This is a genomic window from Legionella nautarum (assembly GCF_001467895.1).
Taxonomy (GTDB): Bacteria; Pseudomonadota; Gammaproteobacteria; order Legionellales; family Legionellaceae; genus Tatlockia; species Tatlockia nautarum.
On the sequence record NZ_LNYO01000013.1, the window covers coordinates 792,036 to 811,178 of the forward strand.

Genomic DNA, 19,143 nt, shown 5'->3' on the forward strand with positions numbered 1-19,143 from the left:
TCAGGGAACACAATTAATAAAGAACTGAACAACGTTACTCGCTAGTTTCTCCCGCTCACTCTCTTCTCTAAAAAAGTCAAAATAAGTGGTCGAGGTTAGCGAGTCAGTCCTCTGAGAATGTTTACGAAGAAACTCGATACTTTGATTCCCTAATTCATCATATTGTGCAATCGAAACCTCTGACAATTGAGTTTCGATACTCGCTAAATTTTGTGCGCTGGGCGAACGAACCAATAATTTAAGTTGGGGGGAGATCATAGCCGTGGAATCTTTAAATTGTTTGACATCTCCTTTTTCATCCAGAGATAGACCAAAAGGCCGTGCATCGGCATGAGCGCAATGTCTATGACTTAATCTGATGATTTGCTGGCCGTCCTCTCCCACTTCCTCCACACAAGTTACTATTTTGTGAGCTAAATTCATTTCTAGGAGAGTTTCTTGTTTGTAACCAAATAAACCGAAATGTTTTGCTAAAAACCGTTTAAATTTCATGCGCCAGGATTGATGAATAGAGGAATCGTAGACCAATACCGCGTCATCCTTTATTTCTTTACCTTCTTCTGCATAAGAGCTATGAATAGCGAGTTTCGTATGTGCAACAGTGTACCAAGTTCTATCATCAGGCAGACTTGCAAGATGCTTAGCGGTATCTGCGAGCCATTGAGTCCCCCATAAACCGAAGGCGAGAACAGGGCGCAATAAATAACCCAACAAGGTTCCCGCGAAAGGGATTTTTCGCACATAAGAAAGACCAACGTTGGTGGTAGAGGAAAAAGTTCGAGACACATAACAGGCACCTAGTGTTTTTTCAAGTGCATGGAAAAAACTAGCCACATGGCTCGCAATCGCCCCCCCTAATGAAAGCCCGTACAATTGTATGTTTTCATACTTGATTCCTTGAGTAGATAGCCGTTGAACCTGCGCGACCCCGGACAAAACCAGATCATCAATAGTAGAAGGAAAGCCCGTGCTATTTAATACACCGGGATAATTAAAGCGGATCATATGAACTGGAATCCCTTTTTTCGCGCAAGCTTCTAAATAATAAGCATCGAAGGGAATTTCATCTTGATAGCAACCACTATTACCGTTGAAAAAAATAACGTAGGGAATTTGCTCATTATCCGAATGAGCCTCAGCTAGGCGATTGCTCGCCTCAATGCCTGCAACTTGAGATCCATCAGGCATTTCAATATAAAACTCTTTAAATTTGATTGTTTCATCATCAATCTGATATTCAATGTCATCCGTTTCTCTATTTCGATGAGATTCCACCAACTTTAATGCATGAAATTGCTTACTTAATACGGGATCAAGCGTGAGACTACCATCTTGATTGATTTGCGGTTTTTTTGAACCGCCTGGAAAAATAATACGCCTTAGGATATCCGATAAAGTACCCGGCTCCGTTCGATAGTAGGGATTTCCATAGTTCGCTATCGTCGCAATAATTAATCCAATCGTGTATTTGAAAATAATATTATCGAAAATTAAGGTTCTTAAAACGATTTGCAATCCGCTATTTAACCAATAAAAGGGGGTCAACAGCGTTTGTTTTAAGGTTTTTTCTGGCATTTCAAAGCGATAATCGCTTTCTGGCTGAGGAAAAAATCTGCTCTCTTGGCTTTCCCTATTTTCTTGACAGAGCTCATTGTCTTTTTTAAGTGTATCGTAAAGCCCGCTTAAAACAGGATGGATTTTCTCTTCATCATTGACTTTAACCTTATCTTCATCCCCGTTAAATTGCCAAGACAATTGATTTTCTGTTATTTCTATTGTTAAAAAATCTATTTCACGTGGGCCCATATATTGCACGAACGCTTGCGATTGACTCAGTGAAATACCTACGGGGGAAGAGGGATTGGAAGGGTAATCGATCTGCTCTTTAAGGTCATCGACTTCCTCATCCGTTAAATAGACTGGAGCCGATAAAGAACTCAGATCAGAGCGGTAATAAAGTTGATTATTCCATAACAAATAACCGACCTGCACCGAGGTATCGGTTTCTGGATCCGCTTCTAAAAAAAAGCAGGGACGTTGGTCGCAATACTTAACGACTAATCTATCCATTCCTCGTCTGCGCAGATAAGGTTCTAACTGCTCGCGAAAAGGTTGAGCAATGATCGGGAATTCTTTCATCGTTAAAATCAGCAATATCCATTTATAGTTGGACCATTATTATCCAGAGAGAAATTATTTTCCAGAGAGCATTAAGTTCTAGATCGAAATTTGCCTAAAACTTTTTCTCTTAGCTGCACAATGACTCGCCGAATCTTTTGCTCAGGCCGAGGTCTGTACAGGGGATTTGTCAATGAATTGAAGTTGAAATATTCTTCGTCTTCAGGTGATTGTTCAGAAAAAAAATAATTAAAAACACAGCAGCGAGGAGCATCGCATAAAACTCGATTTACTGAATGCCAAGATCGACGATTAGTTTCCATCACAATGAGACGATTGAAAAGGCAGGGGACGACAATTTGATTTTTAATTGACTCATCCCATAACTCATAATTTCCACCATTTTCAAGTTTCCAATTGGGAGAAACATAATAAAGGATATTGACTGTACGATAGAATTTTCTATCCACATCATGCGAGTTATCCAAATGAGGATTAATATAATAGCCTCTGAGTAGGGTACTAATCCCACCAGCAAATCGAGAGGGATCAGGAATTTGATTTTTAATCCCTGTGATCTGTTCTATTTCAGCAACAACTCGAGGACTCTGAAAAGCGGCGTTAATTTCTTTTATAAGATGGGAGGTATTTTTAAGATGGCTAAACTTTAATTTCAACTGGCCCAAGTGACTTAATACATGCATTTTCTTTGGTTTAGGAAAACTAGCATAAATTTTCTCTGCGATTTCAGTCGGAAGCACATTATCAAGTGCAAAATGGCGGGCAACTTTAATCGGATGCTCTTGAAAAAATTGCTTTTTCAAATCTTCTCGCGCCTCATTTAACCTTTGAACGATCAAATCGGTTAATTGATTTTTCATATAACTGGCCTTCCTAATACGATGCGAGACTTCGGGACGCGCAAGCGCCCCCTCAGTCTGAATGGTTTATTATTGTGGGCCAAGGCCCCACTTTTTTACGCTGTTTAGCAAGTTGTTCTTACACTATACAGTCTAACCTTTAAACTGCTATACTGCCACGCAAAGTCCTTGTTTCTAGACAATTAATTCGTGAAAAAATACCGAAGCATTGTTGCTTGCATTATAGGGAATGCGCTTGAATGGTATGAATTTAGTTTATTTGCCTATTTGTCTCCGGTCATTGCAAGCTTATTCTTCCCCGATCATAATCCTCTAACCAGCCTGCTAGCTACCATGCTAGTTTTTGCTGCTGGTTTTATTGTCCGTCCTTTAGGCTCTGTGGTCTTAGGGCATTTGGGCGATCGGTTTGGGCGCGCGCAAACGCTAAAATTTACTATTTTGCTGATGTCGATTTGCTCTATGCTCACTGGATTTCTACCTAGTTATGAGCAGGTAGGATTGATAGCCCCTCTGTTATTAATTATTTGCCGCTTACTGCAGGGATTTTGTATTGGGGGCGAATTTGCTGGTTCAATGATTTATCTCTCTGAATCGGCACAAGCTAAGCATCGCGCGCTGATCTCTAGTATGACGAACAATGGCTCCAATATAGGGGTCTTAGCCGCTATTCTTGCTTGCACGACTTTAAGCACAATAATTGGCAAGGAAGCATTGGCCGCCTACGGTTGGCGGATTCTTTTTATCTCCGGAGGAATACTGGGGGTAATAGGATTGTGGCTCCGGCGCGATCTGTCCGAATCAGACACTTTTTTGCAGCTACAACGTAATATTCATGAAAAATATTTACCCATTAAATATGTCTTTAGGCAGCAGCTTCAGCCCATGATTCACATCATTTTATTGTTATTTATAAGCGCTTGCGGCAGCTATACCCTGATGGGTTATCTCTCCACTTATTTACATGAATTTTTGGATTTACCCCTACAACAAGCTTATGGAATACAAACCTTATTCATTGTTCTGTCCCTATTATTTGTCCCAGTATTTGCCTATATTTCAGATAAACTGGGTCGCAGAACAATTTTAATTTTCTCAACCACAGGTTACCTAGTCTTTGCACTCCCAAGTTTCTGGTTGTTACAAACGACCCCGGCTTGGTGGGTGTTACTTCCTCTAATTATCTTTTATAGCGCCGAACAAGCTGTCACACCCGTGGTAATGGCTGAAATGTTTTCCGGTAAAGGGCGTTATACAGGTATTTCCATGGCCTACAATGTCAGCATGGCTTTGGTAGGCGGTTTTTCTCCGGCAATTAATACCTGGCTAATCAATCGCTTTGATACGCTGATGATTGCTTATTATGTTATGTTTTGCGCATTTGTTTCTTTGCTTGTTATCTTAAGGCATTTACCGAAAGAATATGGTTTGGAAAGAAATTTGGCCGCAGCTTAGGCTCTTTTAAGGATTTAGCTGTTTATTTTTTTTAAACGCAATCGTTCCATCGCCGATATTTCTATATCCGGAGAAGAGAGTTTATCCAAACTCCAGTGGGATTTGGAAAAAGCTTCAAGAATCACTGGAATATGCACATAGGGAAAGCGCTTCAACAGCATATCTTTTTGCATAAAAAGAGAAAAAGTTTTGCCATGCAATAACGGAATTTCTTGAATAGTCAGTTTCTTTTCAATAATGTTGAGTGCTAACCAGGCGGCAGTATAACCCTGCTCCATACTCGAAATTGCAATGGCAAGCATCCCTCCATCGATAATAAAAGCTTCATATACCCCGACAACCGGAATCTTACTATGCTCGTTCATCCAGCGAACTAATTCTCTGGGATTGACCTGTTTATTACCATCCATGATGGTGTAATAAACTGAAACCAGCAAAATATCCGCATGTCTTCCTGCTTCTTGTACCGCAGCCTTCCATTGCGAAAAAGTTTTCACCCGCTGATGAGCAACTAACTCAAAGGACCCCCAATCCTCTTTTGTGATAGATTTGTCTAAGGTTTTAGCCACGGCAGAATTGTCCGATAAATAATAAATACGTTTTTGGTTGCGAAACATAAGCGATAAAATTTCGCGAATCGCTTTCACCGGTATTTGCTCGGTAATTCCCGTGACATTAGGGGTATGCTCATACTCTAACCACCGCCTAGAATCTGTGATCCCTGCTAGAATGACTTTGATCTTGGGTGAATGCCCAAATTCACGAACCGCTAAACTCTGAGCATCATCATCAAAAGCAATAAGAATATCGGGATTCCAAGTTTCAATAGTTGATTTAATCACTTTCGAGACACGTTCTATATAATCTTTCGAATTAGGCTGCCTCGCATTCATATAATAATGACGCAGGCTGATATAAGCTTTATCACCAAAAACGGTTCTAATCCCTTGGTTCAAACTTTGTACCCAAGGCATATTGACGTTATAGCTATGCAAAACAAAAATTCGTGGCTTATGGACTCTCTGATAAGCTAGAAAAGAAAAAACAATCAATAAGAATAAACCGGTACATAAGGTGGTTAAATTTTTAACGCTCATAGCACCCCAATTCTTTGCCAGAATGGAATGCTTAGTAAAATTGCTAAAAGCCGCAATACTGAAAAACACGCATTAACCGACAGCGTTTTTCTAAGATCATAGGCTTGGCTTTCCTTCGCCCATTCTTCGAAACATAAATAATAGCTGGATTGATAAGGAAAAACCCAAGCCTCCGTTGCCATTAAAATAATGAAAGCGACAAGCCAAGCGTTCAGCATTGCCTGTTGCGCAACGGGCATTAACAGCGTAAACATAAGAGCCGGTGCAGCCATGGTGCCAAATAACAAACCACCCAACCAACTAATTATATACACTAAAATAATAAATAAAATTTGTTGGTTGTAGGCAATATCCCCAAGCCAAGATAAGTAATTAATAATCCATGCTTCAATACCAATTTCCTGGACACAGCGCATAATGCCAATAATCGCCCCCAAGTAAAACAGAAAAGGCCAATTGATACCATTTTTGAAGTCCTCTTTATTCAATACACCTGAAGTCAATAAAATAAAGAAAATCGCAAAACTCACCCATGCACTGGGAATTTGATGTAAAGATGAAAACGCTAAGCCTAAAATTAAAGCAACAATACTTAGAATGGCAGCCCATTCATAAATCGTTAAGCTGCCCATTAAATCAAGTTCACGCTTAATTTCTAAGGGATTAACAATTAAGGCATCTTGACTGCGAAATTGAATAAACAGTAAAACAAAAAAGGAAATAACTAATAAAGCACCAGGAACAGAGGAAACTATAAGCCAATTCATCCAACCATACTGCCATTGCGCCTGTTCTGGTAACATCCCAAAAAGAACAAAATTGCTGGATTTGCCCGTCAGAAACATCACCGATAGTAAGATACAACCATTAAAGGCTGAACAAGCAAGGCTATTCGCTGCAATAGAGCGCGGACTAAGTCCTGCAGTTTTGCGCATATCTTCGAGGAGTGGCGCAATCAACGACACACGAGCGCTTTGAGCCGTCATCACTGGTGTTAGCAAGACACCGATAAAGAATAAAACAATTTGGAGTAAAAATTTGTTTCTAGGTAAATGATTCAAAATGAGCAAAGATAGACGATAAAAAAGACGCGATTTCACTAAAACTGCGCCAATACCAAAAACACCTAACGCTAAAAAGAAACTATCAGAACCAAACCCTGATAAAAGAACTGTTTGCTGCGCTAATCCGAGCAACATCGTTGCTAAAATCACAAAAACCGCCGGAACATATTCTGGTAGTAAACGAAAAATCCACATAACTAATGCTGCTGAAAAAATAACCACGAAATTGATGCATGCCCAATTCATCGTTGTTTCACGGAGAAGATATGCAAGGAGAGCCGGAAGAATTAAAGCAGTCAACCATCCAATAACATCAAAAATATAACTCGGATAACGCAAAACTCGCATTAGAAATCGCACTAGTAGCCAATAGTTGTCTATTTTATTTCCAAACTGATAAAAATGCAAAAAAACATGAAGGATTAAGAGCTGGACTATTGCGAATTTTTTAAAATCCTCAGGCGCAAAAGTGCTAACAAAAAAGCGCTATCTTCAGCTAGGAGGGGTATAGTATGCTTTCTAGCACAGGACGTCATTCACTCTTTTTGGAATCAAAGACTATGCTTATTAAGACCGATCATCCCATAATTCTTCATCGAAATAAAATTACTCATAAAATTGCTAATTACTGGGACCAGTTATCCGAAGGCTGGCGCCTTGTCTGGGGACCGCATATTCATCATGGCTATTATGAAGATTCTCATGCGATAAATCCGCAAGACGCACAGGAAAAACTAATCAACAAATTGGCCGATATGCTTGAAATTAAAGTCAATGATAAAATTTTGGACGTTGGTTGTGGTATGGGCGGGTCTAGTCTTTATTTGGCGCAAAATTATCAGACCAAGGTCACAGGAATTACCATCAGTCCGAAACAAGTTGGGATAGCAACCCAGCAATCTCAAGAAAAAAACATTAAAAATGTCAGTTTTATAGTTGAAGATGCTCTGGATTTAAAAAGCATGCAAAATGACTCCTTTGATCTTGTCTGGTCTTTAGAAAGTTGCGAGCAATTTTTTGATAAAAGCCTTTTCCTTCAGGAAGCCTATCGCGTGTTGAGGCCTGGAGGCCAACTGATGTTGGCAACCTGGTGCTCGAATGCAGAACAGTATTACGGCAAATTTGCCAAAAAATATCGAAAACTCTGCTTCGCATTTGATCTTCCATATATGCCAACAATTAAATACTACCAGCAACTCATTAGTAAACAGCAATTTGCTTTAAAAGCAGTAGAAAATTGGTCCCCTTTTGTTAAACAAAGTTGGGATATAGGAATCTCTCGTTTGCAGGCTTACAATTTCTTACAGATCATTAAAATTGGCGGCTGGCGTGGATTTCGCTTTGCAAAACAAGTCAAATTAATGCAAGAAGCCTTTGAGCAAAATAGGGTTCAATATGGGGTGTTTATTGCTAGTAAACCAGAGTAGGTCTTGGGGTTCGTTCGAGCTCTGAGGTATGCTCACGAAATGAAATAGACTGTTTAGTTCCTTGATCGTTTTGTTTATCCCGTTCGCACTGAGGAAGCGCGCAGCGCTGTCTCGAAGTGTCGGCAAAAGGCTCCTCCCCTTCGAGAGCCTCAGGACAGGCCTTCAAGGGCATAGGGACAAGCTCCTTCGAGGAGTCCCCTCAGGATAGGCTTCGAGACGCACGCCATGCTCCTCAGCCCGAACGGAATAAAATTAATACAACTCTTTAGATACTCATTTCAATGGGGCGATACCTCAGAGCCCGACGGTTAATTAGATAAAATTAAAGCAATTATTTGATTTAATTGTTACAATTCCCTCTCTTTTTTGCGCCAATAATTTAGAGAATCTTCATGAAAAAACTCCTTCTTTTCTTCAGTTTATCTTTCTGTTTTATGTTATTTTCATCTTTCTCTTATTCTGAGAATAACAATCAACCATTTTCCATAAAAACCTATAAATTTACTTTCTCTAAAGAAGATCAATTCAAGGTTTCTTTTGCCGATTATCCGAAAGGTGAAGAAGATTTTTATGAGCTGCAATTTGCAGAGGATGCCCAATTACCCGCCGAGATTACAACCACTTCACGGAGCTTAAAAATATCAGGTAACAATCACAGCGATGACTTATTTATGTACGCTTATAAAAAATTAGAAGGGCTTAAAGCGAATACCAAATATCAAGTTCATTTTTCTGTAGAATTTGCGAGTAATGGCGCTGCTGATAGTATCGGTACAGGTGGGTCGGCTTCTTCTGTTTATGTAAAACTAGGTGCGGTTGCTGAAAAGCCTCAACGATATTTAGATGAAGCTAATTTTTATAGAATGGCGCTTGATAAAGGTAATCAATTAAGTGATGGTAAAGATATGATTTTGTTAGGCTCTATTGGCGTAGATAGTCAAAGCGCCGTTTATAGAATTAAAACCTTATCCAATTTATCAAGTCACTACAGCGCGACCACTAATTCAAAAGGTGAATTATGGTTGGTACTAGGCACTGATTCTGCCTTTGAAAGTAAAACAACGATTTACTACACAAATATTATCGCTACGTTTAAGGAAATAAACAGTGACTAAGAAAAAGTGGGAGCATTTTGTCCATAAAGCAGATATTGGCGTGAGAGGAATAGGCCCCTCTCTGGCGAGTGCTTTCGAAATGGGAGCAGTTGCGCTAACCAATGTAGTCACCGACAGCAAGAGTATTCATGCCACACAGGAATTACAGATCTCCTGCAGCGCCCCTGATCTAGAAATTCTCTTTGCTGATTGGCTAAATGCTATTATTTATAAAATGGATACTCTAAATCTATTGTTCTCTGAATTTCATGTGCAAATAAATGAGTTAAGCTTGGAAGCGGTCATTAAAGGAGAAAAGCTTAATAGACTTCGGCATCAACCTGCCGTCGGTGTTAAAGGCGCCACTTATGCTGAATTAAAAGTTTACCAAGAGAATGAAATCTGGATAGCCCAGTGTATTGTTGACGTTTAGGATTTAAATCGATGGATCTCAAATTATTCGAAAAAATAAGCGATTACGAATGGCAAATTGTTCCGCAGCAATCCATGCGAGTTCCGGCTGTTATTTTCGCGTCTGAAGCACTGCTTTGCGAGATGGATTTGAAAGTCTATGAGCAATTAGCCAATGTGGCCAAATTACCAGGAATTGTTGGCAGCGCATTAGCCATGCCGGACGCGCATTGGGGTTATGGTTTTCCTATCGGCGGTGTAGCTGCTTTCGACCCTGAAGAAGGGGGAGTTGTTTCTGCTGGTGGCGTAGGCTTTGACATCCTCTGCGGAGTCAGGTTATTGACTACCGGGCTTCACCGCAGCGAGTTTGAACCCTTTAAAGAACAATTAGCGGACGCATTATTTGCGCGCATTCCGGCTGGGGTTGGTAGCAAAAGCCGCATTAAATTAAACAAAAAAAGCATGAATGCCATGCTGGAAGGTGGCGCACAATGGGCAGTACAGCAAGGCTATGGCGAACGCGAAGATTTAGAACGTATTGAAAACCGAGGCTGCCTTGAAGGGGCAAGACCAGATCAAGTGTCTGAGCATGCCAAAGAACGACAAAAAGAAGAAATGGGCTCTTTGGGTTCGGGAAATCATTATCTTGAAATTCAAGAAGTAACCGAAGTCTATCAGCCAGAAGCAGCAAAGGCCTTTGGTCTGAGAAAAGGGGAGATTGTAGTGAGTATCCACTGCGGCTCGCGAGGCTTAGGTCATCAAATTGGGACCGATTATTTACGCTCGATGACCATTCATGCTGAGCACTACGGTATCAAATTAGCTGATCGCGAATTGGCCTGCGCCCCTATCTTATCCCCTTTAGGTGAAAATTATTTGGGCGCGATGCGGGCCGGTGGTAATTGTGCGCTTGCCAATCGCGAAATTCTGACTCATTTTCTGCGCGAAACCTTCCAGGATGTTATGCCCGGAACAAAAATCGGCTTGGTTTATGATGTCTCTCATAATATTTGTAAAGAAGAATGGCATGAAATCAATGGCAAAAAAAAGCGCCTATTTGTGCATCGCAAAGGAGCGACGCGTGCCTTAGGCCCAGGAAACCCAGAATTGCCAAACGATTTTATCACTGTTGGCCAACCAGTCATTATAGGGGGCAGCATGGGTACCGCGTCTTATGTTTTAGTGGGAACGACAACGGCTGAAAAAAAATCGTTTAGCTCGGCTTGTCATGGTGCAGGACGAGCAATGAGTCGCCATCAGGCAATGAAAAAATGGCGTGGTCATCAGATCATCGAGGAATTAGCAGAACGAGGAATCCTGATTCGCAGTAGTTCCTATCGGGGAGTTGCTGAAGAAGCACCCGGGGCTTATAAAGATGTTAATCTGGTTGTTGACGCGGCCCATGATGCAGATTTAGCCAAAAAAGTGGTGTGCCTAGAGCCTCTAGTTTGTGTTAAAGGTTAGATGATGTAAAACTAAGACAAGGACTAAAATGGTGAGGACTACTAGCGAATAATGCTTAATTAATTTGAAAAGAGCCTGTTTTATCCCGTTGCGAGCAAACACTCTTAAGCTAGCATTTTTTTGTTCGCGGTTATCAACTAATTTCTCATTATTAGAATTAACCAAATTACCATCTAATTTAAACTTAAAAAGCTCAAGCTTATCAAAATATTTTTTACTGTAATTAAACAATAACTGGTCACCTTTTTTAATATCTCTGAGCGCAAAAAATGCCATTACTTCGATACCAAAAATATTATAACTTATTGAGATAAGATTCGCTGTCATAAAAGAAGGAGGGCAATCTTTCGCATCAGGAGCATGGTTTATGAATCTTGCGATATTTCCACATTCTCTGGCATCAATGCCCATATTTAAACTATCTAACTTAGGATGGAAAAAATAATTCATTTTTTGAGGTTTTAATTTTTTCTTTCCGTAATAAAACGAAATACAAGTTCCTTTGCTAAGATTTTGTCGAGCAAAAACACCAAATCCGATGAAATGATTGATATATCGTAACTCTAAAGTTTCAAAATCATCGGCTTGCTCGAGTAACTTCATTAGTTTTTCATCTTTTGTATACAGTGCATCACCATCCACTTCAGCGGGTAAGTCACTATAATGAAATTCGGTGTTAATAACTAATTTATCTTGAAACTGAAATTGAAAATCAGAAAAATAACTGACGATATTATTTAATTGATTAACAGTGATTCTTTCTTTTGCCTCCCTATGAAAATCAAGTGAAAAGGGAATTTGATAGATGGTTTTTAATTTATAAAAAGAGGCTGAAGGGGAAAGCGTGAACTTAGTATCAGCGGAATTATTATTGTGAATCAGAGCGCCATAAATTCGTCTTGGCAACAACCATAAATCGGCTAAATCGTCAAAGTGATAGCAATAAGAATTTGTTGGCGAATGATCTAAGGTCTCGCTCAATAAAGGGTGAGAAAAATCCAATTTCTTAAAATAATATAAGTTAATTTTATCTTCATTGTTGAGTAAGCAAGTACGCTCAGAGAGATCCACAATCGCCGTTTTATAAAGCGAGTTGCTGTTTTGATTAGTCAGAGCAATTCTTACCATATTCAAATCCCAAAATAACTATTCAAAACGACTAATCTCTGAGTGGATGTTTAACTATCATCTGACATTTTAAGGTCGAATTTGTCCGTCGCCTCTAATCAACCATTTATAACTGGTTAAAGCTTCTAGAGCCATTGGGCCTCGAGCATGTAATTTTTGCGTACTAATCCCTATTTCGGCCCCCATCCCAAATTCGCTTCCGTCAGTAAAGGCAGTGGATGCATTAACATAAACAGCAGCCGCATCAATTTGGGTAAGAAAATAAACAATCGCCTGCTCATCTTCTGCAATAATTGCCTCGCTATGCCCAGAGGTATGGCGTTTGATGTGTTCAACCGCTTCTTTTAGAGAATCTACTGTTTTTATTGCCATTTTATAAGAAAGAAACTCTTGGCCAAAATTTTCAGGGCTTGCTTTATGAAGTAAAGCGCTTGGATAGGAAGATTGAAGCGCTTGATAACTTAATTCATCCGCAAAAATTTCAACCTCTGCTGCAGGGAGTAATTCAACTATTCTAGGTAAATGGGCGAGGGATTTTTCATGAATTACTAGGCTGTCTAAGGCATTACAAACACTGACCCTTCTAGTCTTAGCATTATTAATAATTAATCGCGCCTTTTCTACATCGCCACTGACATCAAAATATGTGTGCACTATACCCGCGCCTGTTTCGATCACGGGAATTTTGGCCTGGTCACGGACAAAATCAATTAAGGCTTGACTACCCCGTGGGATACAGACGTCAATTAAATCTCGCGCTCTTAGCAAGACAGAGGTTGCCTCACGATGAGCAGGTAATAAATAGATAACCTGACTATCAATTGCCTGGGCTTCTAACGTTTGTTGGATGAGTGCAGTAAGTATTTTATTACTATGGGCGGCTTCTTTGCCACCTTTTAAAACACAGGCATTACCCGTTTTGAAAGCTAAAGTAAACACATCAATAGTTACATTGGGCCTGGATTCATAAATAACCGCTATCACTCCAAGCGGCACTGAAATTCTTTGCATGCGCAAACCATTTGGCCTCGTTTTATCTTCAATGATTTTATTGAGTATCTGCGGTAATGAAGCCACTCGCTCGACATCATCGGCGATAGAAAAAATTCGCTCTTCCGATAGCAATAGCCTGTCATAGCGCGGATCATCCTTGGGCATCAGAGCCAAATCTTTCTGGTTTTCTGCGATTATTTTTGCGGCTTGCTGGCGTAAATTGTTTGCAAGACTCAATAAAACGCTTGTCCGCTTTTCCTCATCTAAAGCGACCAAATGCTGGCTTGCTTCTCTTACAATTCTTAATTGACTTACTATTTCATTTTCATCAATCACTATGAGCTCCTAGAAGATATGCAAATGATCATAATGAATAAAATCAGGTCTATCTTTCTGTCCCAAATATTCTCGGAGTTTATTAATATCATATTTGGCAAGACCAACCCCAATTTTTTGGCCGTCTGATGTTAGAATCTCTACGACGTCTCCTTTTTTGAACTCCCCTTTGCATGATTCTATTCCTACAGGCAAGATACTAATTACTCGTTTATTTTCTTTTAGAATAGCAAACAGCCCGGAATTAATTGAAATTGAACCGGTTTTCTTTTCACCACTATAGGCTATCCATCGTTTGATATTTGATTTTTTCTTGCTGGGTAAAATCGTTGTTCCTAACTGTTCTTCTGAGATGATACGCATAATAACAGATGGTTTCTCGATGGTTGCGATATGAGTGGTGATACCTAGGCTTGACATTTTTCTTGCCGTTCCAAGTTTAGAAATCATACCTCCACGGCCCTGGGTACTTTTCAGAGCAGAAACTGCCGGCCAATCTTCTTCGTGACGAATAATAGGAATAAATTGAGCTCCGGGTTCATCAGGATGTCCGGTATACACACCCTCAACATTAGATAAAATAATTAACTTATCCGCATTCATTTGTGCAGCAATCAGTCCGGCAAGCTCATCATTATCGGTAAACATGAGTTCTTCAATAGCAACGCTATCATTCTCATTGATGATGGGAATAATATTTTTTTGCTCTAAGATTTCGCGCACTAATCTGGCGATATTTAGGTAATGTTGCCTCGTTTGAAAATCTTGCTTGGTCAGAAGTAATTGGGCCGCGAGGAGATTGTGCGTTTTAAACATAGAGGCATAAATATTCATTAATTCATGTTGACCTAAAGCGGCTAAAACCTGTTTTTCGCCAATAGAACTTCCATACTGGCGGCTAAAAAATTGTCGAGCTATTTTTCGCCCTGAACCTACCGCACCCGAACTAACTAAGACAACATGATGCCCCGCTTTTTGCAACGTTGCGATTTGCTCAACTAACTGCCGGACAATGGGTTCGTAGGGTGTTCCATCATGGGCTAAGATACTTTGCGTTCCAACCTTAATCACAATTTTCATCAAAAACTTACCTTCCACTCATAATTAATATATCTCAGAGTACCGCGACATCATTCTCGCAAAAATAGCGACAAAATATAACTAGCTATTTGACCCTGCAAAAGGATCTTATTTCCAGCAAATTACGAAAAGAAAAAATTGCTTTGCAGAATATCCTGGGAGCTTAGTGGGATAGTTTTTGGGTATGAATAGATTCTTCAAGGTTTTCTATTAATTTTTCTCGATCTTCAAGAGTAAATAATTCGCAATAATCCACAGGTTCTTTTTTCTTAGAATGGAAATGCCCAGCTAATTCTCTAACCTTTTTTTCAGCCTCGCGCCATGGAGTTTGACCTTGCTTTGCATCATTAATATATCTTAAATGGAATCTGATGAGGGGGGGTAACTCTTTTGGTTTATCTGTATCCCAGTTTGCGGCAAGATACTTTTCTAATACTTCTAATAATTGTTTAGCTTCATTATCTTCTTTTTCAAAATAAAAACTATCTTGAATACTAGGAAAGTACTCATTATTGATAAAGTCTCTAATCTCTTTATCTAAAAAAGGAACTGATTCATTGGTTGAAAGTACCTCAACGTTATGTACTAATGGACTATAAGGTGTATATCTATTGCATCCTTTAGAAGCAGAGAAAAAATGTAGTTTATGGGGTTCATTTGATAATTCAAATACTAGATTGAGTGAGGGATCACAAATCACACGGTGAGAATGATCGCCAAGACTTACAACAATATGACTTCTTTTATTAATACCAAGGAGCTCAAGATTTAGCTCATTGAGTTCCAGGGCAGGATAATTTTTTCTAATATAATTAAAAGCGAGTACGCTATATTCTTCGCAATTACCTATCTGATGCAGAATAGTTAATTTTTCTAAAACTTGCATATGAATAGCTCTATGACGAGGATCTTCCGTTGATTCAATATTGAATTTTTTACAAATCTCATCGGTAATCCTTTCCATTACCTTTCTTATTTTAAATTGGCGCTCGCTTAATTGATAACGTCTTACGTACTCTACACCAGGGGCAGTTTCACTTTCTTTAATATGATACCTGGCATATCTACAGGCTTCCTTAGCAATATCAACTAATCTGTTAGGATTTTGCATATTCACTCATCGCTAATAACTTTATTATTACTCAGTTTAGGCGATTATGAGCATTTTTTCTACTGAGAACTCGGTGTAGGTTGAGCCTTGGCCCAACCTATTGTTGAATCTGATACTTTCGACTAGGCAGACTTATGTGCAGGATTGTCATAAACCGATAAATCACGGATTCTAGCTACTTCGATAGCAAGCAACTTGAAATAATCGTAAGACATATAAAAATCGCCTTGATTCCCTACTTTTTTACCCCAGGAGTTACGTAAGGTAAACAGACCACGATGCTCACGACCTTGATCATCTATCGCCACCGCATCATCGTCATAACCAGTAATTACCATTTCATGGCCACCAAAGTTTGGTCTTAAATAAACATCTCTTGCAATTTCAGGCGTTAAAACCCAGGTATCGCTTTCAGCTTGATGTTTCCCCACAGCACCCATGATTCCTAAATCAAAATCAAGTAATAATACGCCAAACGTTAAGCGATCACCGGCATTTAACGCTGCTTTGATATTATTGATTGTTTTATTCGTATCGATGCGATCAGCGATTGCATCATAAACATCTAAAACAGGTGACCAAAGGACTTTATCGTTTAAGTCTTCGCTCATTTGACGAAAGTCTTCTACTGACATAGCACCTTGAATATCAGCAGTATCATTCAGCGGATAGCTATTTAATCCAGCACAGCCTTGAGCTTGTTGCTGTTCTTTATTAATAACGCCAAAGGTCTCTATCTGACCTAAAATATAACGACCCCAAGAACCTTCCCAACCACTGACGGAATAAGCATTTTGCTCTAAATAATTACCCAATTGCAGTGAACACAGTTGGCTCACATAATCACCTAGCTTAAGTGCTGCATCAATAGCAGCAGTCACAGCAAAGGTGACGCAAGTTCCATGCATACCTTGGTTAAACACTGGTACGTTATTCATACCTAACTGCACTTGCTCTGGATAAGCTGACACTTGTTTAGTCGTAGCAAATTGTCGGGTATGGGATAAAGCGTTTTTTGCTTTGTGAGCAAGGGATTCTTTTGCTTTATCAGAAAGTTCGACTTTTAATAAAGAAATTTTTTCAATTGAATCAGCAGCTCTAAGCGCATTTTTCGTTGCTTGCGCCTGAGGAATTTTCACTGATTGAGTGATCGTACCCACGATTTTTACATCCTGTGCTATCAAGTTTCCACTAAACATCGCTGATAAAAGAGCAAAATGGACTAATTTCATATATGAGTCTCCAATGTAATCCACGGGATCGTGGGGTTGGACAGTATATCATATGAGTTAATTTTATCCATTAAGATCTAGTCAGCCGCCCATAGCCGGGAACGGAAATACGTTGTCTATCTTGTAAGCGCAGAGCAGTTAAATCTCCCCCCCATAAACAACCAGTATCAATTGCAAAAATAGTAGGATCTGGGGAGAGGCCCTCTAAAGCAGCCCAATGACCGAAAACAATATCAGCATTAATTTTTTTACGATTAGGCACCTCATACCATGGCATTAAATTGGCAGGAGCATCCGCGAGAGTACCTTTATAGGTCAAAACCAAGTTACCTTGCTTATCGCAAAAACGCATGCGCGTAAAATAATTAGTAATCACACGCAGTCTTTCTATACCAGTTAATTCAGCGGACCAATGATCCGGTTGATTACCATACATATGCATCAGGAAACTGCGGAAATTATCGCCGGCTAAAACAGCTTCTAATTCCTGTGCACAAGCTTTTGCTAAAGCGAGATCCCAAGCTGGAGCGATACCGGCATGACAGATCACCACCTTGAGCCCTGGATCATGGTATAAAATAGATTGTTTACGTAACCAATGACCTAATTCTTCGCCATCATCCGCGTTGAGTATTTCAATTAAGGTGTCATCTTGATTTCTAAGCGTTCGTTCAGCAAAAAGGCTGGCTAGCAAATGCAAGTCATGATTTCCTAAGGTGATACGTGGTGTAAGTGGTAAATTCTTAATGAACCGAAGAACGGCCAGGGATTGTGGGCCGCGATTCACTAAATCACCCACAAACCACAGCCTATCCTCTTTTTCATTAAAGTCGATTCGGTCAAGAAGGCGCTGTAATGGGTCATAACAACCCTGTACATCGCCAATAGCATAATCAGGCACGCGTCAATACTCCGGGCCGAAGAGAATCCTGGTGGGAAACAGAGTGCTCAGCTACCCATCGCCCGGAAGCATCCAAATGAGGCATGGGCTCAACCGCAAGAACTGTTTGTTTTGAAGTAAAATAACTAGAATTAAACTGAGCTTGGTGAATGAGTTCCGTTGAGGAAACTGTGCTGGTTTTACCCGTATGTATATTATAAAGCTGAACTGTTTCAGGCAAGGCAACCGCATAATTTTCAAAAATAATTCCACTATGCATTTGCTGGTTAGACGCTTGTTCAAAGCGAAAAACAGCATTGCCATCTGCTCCTAAGCGATGCATACCCAGCGATAAAAATCCGTTTCGAATGGCTTGTAAGGAGTTATATTGCGGATTTCCCCTCATAAATAGCTCCCACATCTCAGGGCAGATCAACAATCCACCTGGGACCATAAGTAAAGGTGCCTTGTTGATCATAATCATTCCAGATTCTAATGATTTACTGAGCCATTGGATAAATTCAACCCCTATTTGCTGTTCTATATCAGCAATCGATTCTGGAGTACGATCGGTAAAAGTGCCCATACGACCATAACGCCCCCCTCGTCCGGAACCATAACCTCTTAAAGCTAATTGGTTGAAATACCGTTGAATCGCAATCGCATCCGCACGCACTAAAATAGCACCGAGCGTTCCTGCGCCTTCGATGTCTTCATTGAGTAAAGCAAGCCAAACCGCCAACACTTCGGGATTAGAAGCAATCCATGCGAAACCATTTGCTGGCATTAGCAAACGCGCAAGCAACAAATTGAGACGGCGACGAAAATCTTCATTGGATTCTTTTTGAAATTCATAACTATAATAACTACCCGTAGACACCAGGTTGTCCAATAAAGGGTTCCATGGTTTTAAAAATTGCCCTTGGTTGTCATATAAATCGATCTGAAAATCGATTTGTAATTTACCAATACCTTGCAGAATTGCCGCAGAAAACAAGACATATTGCCATAATTTTTGCTCTTCGGATGGTCCCTCTTGCCCGTCTTGAATTAAAAAATGTTGAAATAGACCCAATGCAGCTTCGGTACGATTTAAAGCATGATCTAATAAACCACCTGGCTGAGAGTAATAACTGGATGAAGTTTCGGGTAAATTTTGGCAATGGTTAACCAAATTATGCACAAGAGTAGCGCATAAACTGTCATAACGCACTTCCTCTAAGGCAGAAGCGTCTTGAATTTGTCGTAATAAAACATCGCGTTTTTCGTCACCAAGCAATAGGGATGCAGCAACGATACGTGTTAAGTCTTTTAGTGACTTAGTTTGCGACGATTTTACTCTTTTTCCATAACGATGAAACAAAATCAACCTCCA

The 19,143-nt window shown here is 39.9% G+C and carries 17 protein-coding genes; 5 read left to right on the top strand and 12 right to left on the bottom strand.

Annotated features, from left to right (window positions below; all coding sequences use genetic code 11):
- Together Lnau_RS06880 and Lnau_RS06885 are read right to left on the bottom strand one after the other, a co-directional pair.
- Window positions 1-2,139: an alpha/beta hydrolase family protein gene (locus Lnau_RS06880; protein ID WP_058504395.1), complete on the bottom strand. Its 2,139-nt coding sequence runs from the start codon at window positions 2,137-2,139 to the stop codon at window positions 1-3.
- A gap of 71 nt (window positions 2,140-2,210) precedes the next feature.
- Window positions 2,211-2,999 (bottom strand): 2OG-Fe(II) oxygenase, encoded by a 789-nt coding sequence (locus Lnau_RS06885; protein WP_058504396.1) that lies wholly within the window; start codon window positions 2,997-2,999, stop codon window positions 2,211-2,213.
- A 189-nt stretch (window positions 3,000-3,188) separates the two neighbouring features.
- Between Lnau_RS06885 and Lnau_RS06890 the strand changes: the two genes are divergently transcribed.
- Window positions 3,189-4,451: an MFS transporter gene (locus Lnau_RS06890; RefSeq protein WP_058504397.1), complete on the top strand. Its 1,263-nt coding sequence runs from the start codon at window positions 3,189-3,191 to the stop codon at window positions 4,449-4,451.
- A 14-nt stretch (window positions 4,452-4,465) separates the two neighbouring features.
- Here the strand turns inward: Lnau_RS06890 and Lnau_RS06895 are convergent, their stop codons facing one another.
- Together Lnau_RS06895 and Lnau_RS06900 are read right to left on the bottom strand one after the other, a co-directional pair.
- The gene (locus Lnau_RS06895) at window positions 4,466-5,548 is read right to left on the bottom strand and encodes an ABC transporter substrate-binding protein (RefSeq protein ID WP_058504398.1); all 1,083 of its coding nucleotides are present in this window, start codon (window positions 5,546-5,548) and stop codon (window positions 4,466-4,468) included.
- A complete protein-coding gene (locus tag Lnau_RS06900) occupies window positions 5,545-6,960 on the bottom strand; it encodes an SLC13 family permease (protein WP_058504399.1) in 1,416 nt (471 codons plus the stop codon). The genes Lnau_RS06895 and Lnau_RS06900 overlap by 4 nt, the downstream gene beginning before the upstream one ends.
- Window positions 6,961-7,124: 164 nt before the next feature.
- Between Lnau_RS06900 and Lnau_RS06905 the strand changes: the two genes are divergently transcribed.
- The gene (locus Lnau_RS06905; RefSeq protein ID WP_058504400.1) at window positions 7,125-8,039 is read left to right on the top strand and encodes a methyltransferase domain-containing protein; all 915 of its coding nucleotides are present in this window, start codon (window positions 7,125-7,127) and stop codon (window positions 8,037-8,039) included.
- Here Lnau_RS06905 and Lnau_RS06910 read toward each other — a convergent pair.
- On the bottom strand, window positions 8,023-8,211 hold the full coding sequence (locus Lnau_RS06910) for a hypothetical protein (RefSeq protein ID WP_058504401.1): 189 nt from the start codon (window positions 8,209-8,211) through the stop codon (window positions 8,023-8,025). The genes Lnau_RS06905 and Lnau_RS06910 overlap by 17 nt on opposite strands.
- 220 nt (window positions 8,212-8,431) lie before the next feature.
- Here Lnau_RS06910 and Lnau_RS06915 point away from each other — a divergent pair, with 220 nt between their 5' ends.
- The 3 genes from Lnau_RS06915 to Lnau_RS06925 are packed head-to-tail and all read left to right on the top strand — an operon-like array spanning window position 8,432 to window position 11,008.
- Window positions 8,432-9,154, top strand: coding sequence for a hypothetical protein (locus Lnau_RS06915; RefSeq protein ID WP_058504402.1), 723 nt, complete (start codon window positions 8,432-8,434; stop codon window positions 9,152-9,154).
- Window positions 9,147-9,566, top strand: coding sequence for an archease (locus tag Lnau_RS06920; RefSeq protein WP_058504403.1), 420 nt, complete (start codon window positions 9,147-9,149; stop codon window positions 9,564-9,566). Before Lnau_RS06915 ends, Lnau_RS06920 begins: the two co-directional genes overlap by 8 nt.
- 11 nt (window positions 9,567-9,577) lie before the next feature.
- Window positions 9,578-11,008 (top strand): RtcB family protein, encoded by a 1,431-nt coding sequence (locus tag Lnau_RS06925; RefSeq protein WP_058504404.1) that lies wholly within the window; start codon window positions 9,578-9,580, stop codon window positions 11,006-11,008.
- Here the strand turns inward: Lnau_RS06925 and Lnau_RS06930 are convergent.
- The 7 genes from Lnau_RS06930 to Lnau_RS06960 form a co-directional block, all read right to left on the bottom strand.
- Entirely contained in the window at window positions 10,988-12,136 is a 1,149-nt protein-coding gene (locus tag Lnau_RS06930) for an SET domain-containing protein-lysine N-methyltransferase (protein ID WP_058504405.1), read from the bottom strand. The two genes, Lnau_RS06925 and Lnau_RS06930, sit on opposite strands and share 21 nt — an antisense overlap.
- 69 nt (window positions 12,137-12,205) lie before the next feature.
- Window positions 12,206-13,465 (bottom strand): glutamate-5-semialdehyde dehydrogenase, encoded by a 1,260-nt coding sequence (locus Lnau_RS06935; protein WP_058504406.1) that lies wholly within the window; start codon window positions 13,463-13,465, stop codon window positions 12,206-12,208.
- 9 nt (window positions 13,466-13,474) lie between these two features.
- Window positions 13,475-14,545 (bottom strand): glutamate 5-kinase, encoded by a 1,071-nt coding sequence (gene proB, locus Lnau_RS06940; protein WP_058504407.1) that lies wholly within the window; start codon window positions 14,543-14,545, stop codon window positions 13,475-13,477.
- A 163-nt stretch (window positions 14,546-14,708) separates the two neighbouring features.
- Complete coding sequence (locus tag Lnau_RS06945; RefSeq protein ID WP_058504408.1) at window positions 14,709-15,656, bottom strand: hypothetical protein; 948 nt, start codon at window positions 15,654-15,656, stop codon at window positions 14,709-14,711.
- A gap of 122 nt (window positions 15,657-15,778) precedes the next feature.
- Window positions 15,779-16,888, bottom strand: coding sequence for a C1 family peptidase (locus Lnau_RS06950; protein ID WP_058504409.1), 1,110 nt, complete (start codon window positions 16,886-16,888; stop codon window positions 15,779-15,781).
- A 70-nt stretch (window positions 16,889-16,958) separates the two neighbouring features.
- Complete coding sequence (locus Lnau_RS06955) at window positions 16,959-17,789, bottom strand: symmetrical bis(5'-nucleosyl)-tetraphosphatase (RefSeq protein WP_058504410.1); 831 nt, start codon at window positions 17,787-17,789, stop codon at window positions 16,959-16,961.
- Entirely contained in the window at window positions 17,782-19,131 is a 1,350-nt protein-coding gene (locus tag Lnau_RS06960; RefSeq protein ID WP_058504411.1) for a TraI domain-containing protein, read from the bottom strand. The genes Lnau_RS06955 and Lnau_RS06960 overlap by 8 nt, the downstream gene beginning before the upstream one ends.
- Window positions 19,132-19,143: the final 12 nt, after the last annotated feature.

Excerpts from the sequence above, each read along its gene's own strand:
- Lnau_RS06880 (WP_058504395.1), bottom strand. The coding sequence starts at position 2,139 with ATGAAAGAATTCCCGATCATTGCTCAACCTTTTCGCGAGCAGTTAGAA.
- Lnau_RS06885 (WP_058504396.1), bottom strand. The coding sequence starts at position 2,999 with ATGAAAAATCAATTAACCGATTTGATCGTTCAAAGGTTAAATGAGGCG.
- Lnau_RS06895 (WP_058504398.1), bottom strand. The coding sequence starts at position 5,548 with ATGAGCGTTAAAAATTTAACCACCTTATGTACCGGTTTATTCTTATTG.
- Lnau_RS06900 (WP_058504399.1), bottom strand. The coding sequence starts at position 6,960 with ATGCGAGTTTTGCGTTATCCGAGTTATATTTTTGATGTTATTGGATGG.
- Lnau_RS06905 (WP_058504400.1), top strand. The coding sequence starts at position 7,125 with ATGCTTTCTAGCACAGGACGTCATTCACTCTTTTTGGAATCAAAGACT.
- Lnau_RS06910 (WP_058504401.1), bottom strand. The coding sequence starts at position 8,211 with ATGCCCTTGAAGGCCTGTCCTGAGGCTCTCGAAGGGGAGGAGCCTTTT.
- Lnau_RS06915 (WP_058504402.1), top strand. The coding sequence starts at position 8,432 with ATGAAAAAACTCCTTCTTTTCTTCAGTTTATCTTTCTGTTTTATGTTA.
- Lnau_RS06925 (WP_058504404.1), top strand. The coding sequence starts at position 9,578 with ATGGATCTCAAATTATTCGAAAAAATAAGCGATTACGAATGGCAAATT.
- Lnau_RS06930 (WP_058504405.1), bottom strand. The coding sequence starts at position 12,136 with ATGGTAAGAATTGCTCTGACTAATCAAAACAGCAACTCGCTTTATAAA.
- proB (WP_058504407.1), bottom strand. The coding sequence starts at position 14,545 with ATGAAAATTGTGATTAAGGTTGGAACGCAAAGTATCTTAGCCCATGAT.
- Lnau_RS06945 (WP_058504408.1), bottom strand. The coding sequence starts at position 15,656 with ATGCAAAATCCTAACAGATTAGTTGATATTGCTAAGGAAGCCTGTAGA.
- Lnau_RS06950 (WP_058504409.1), bottom strand. The coding sequence starts at position 16,888 with ATGAAATTAGTCCATTTTGCTCTTTTATCAGCGATGTTTAGTGGAAAC.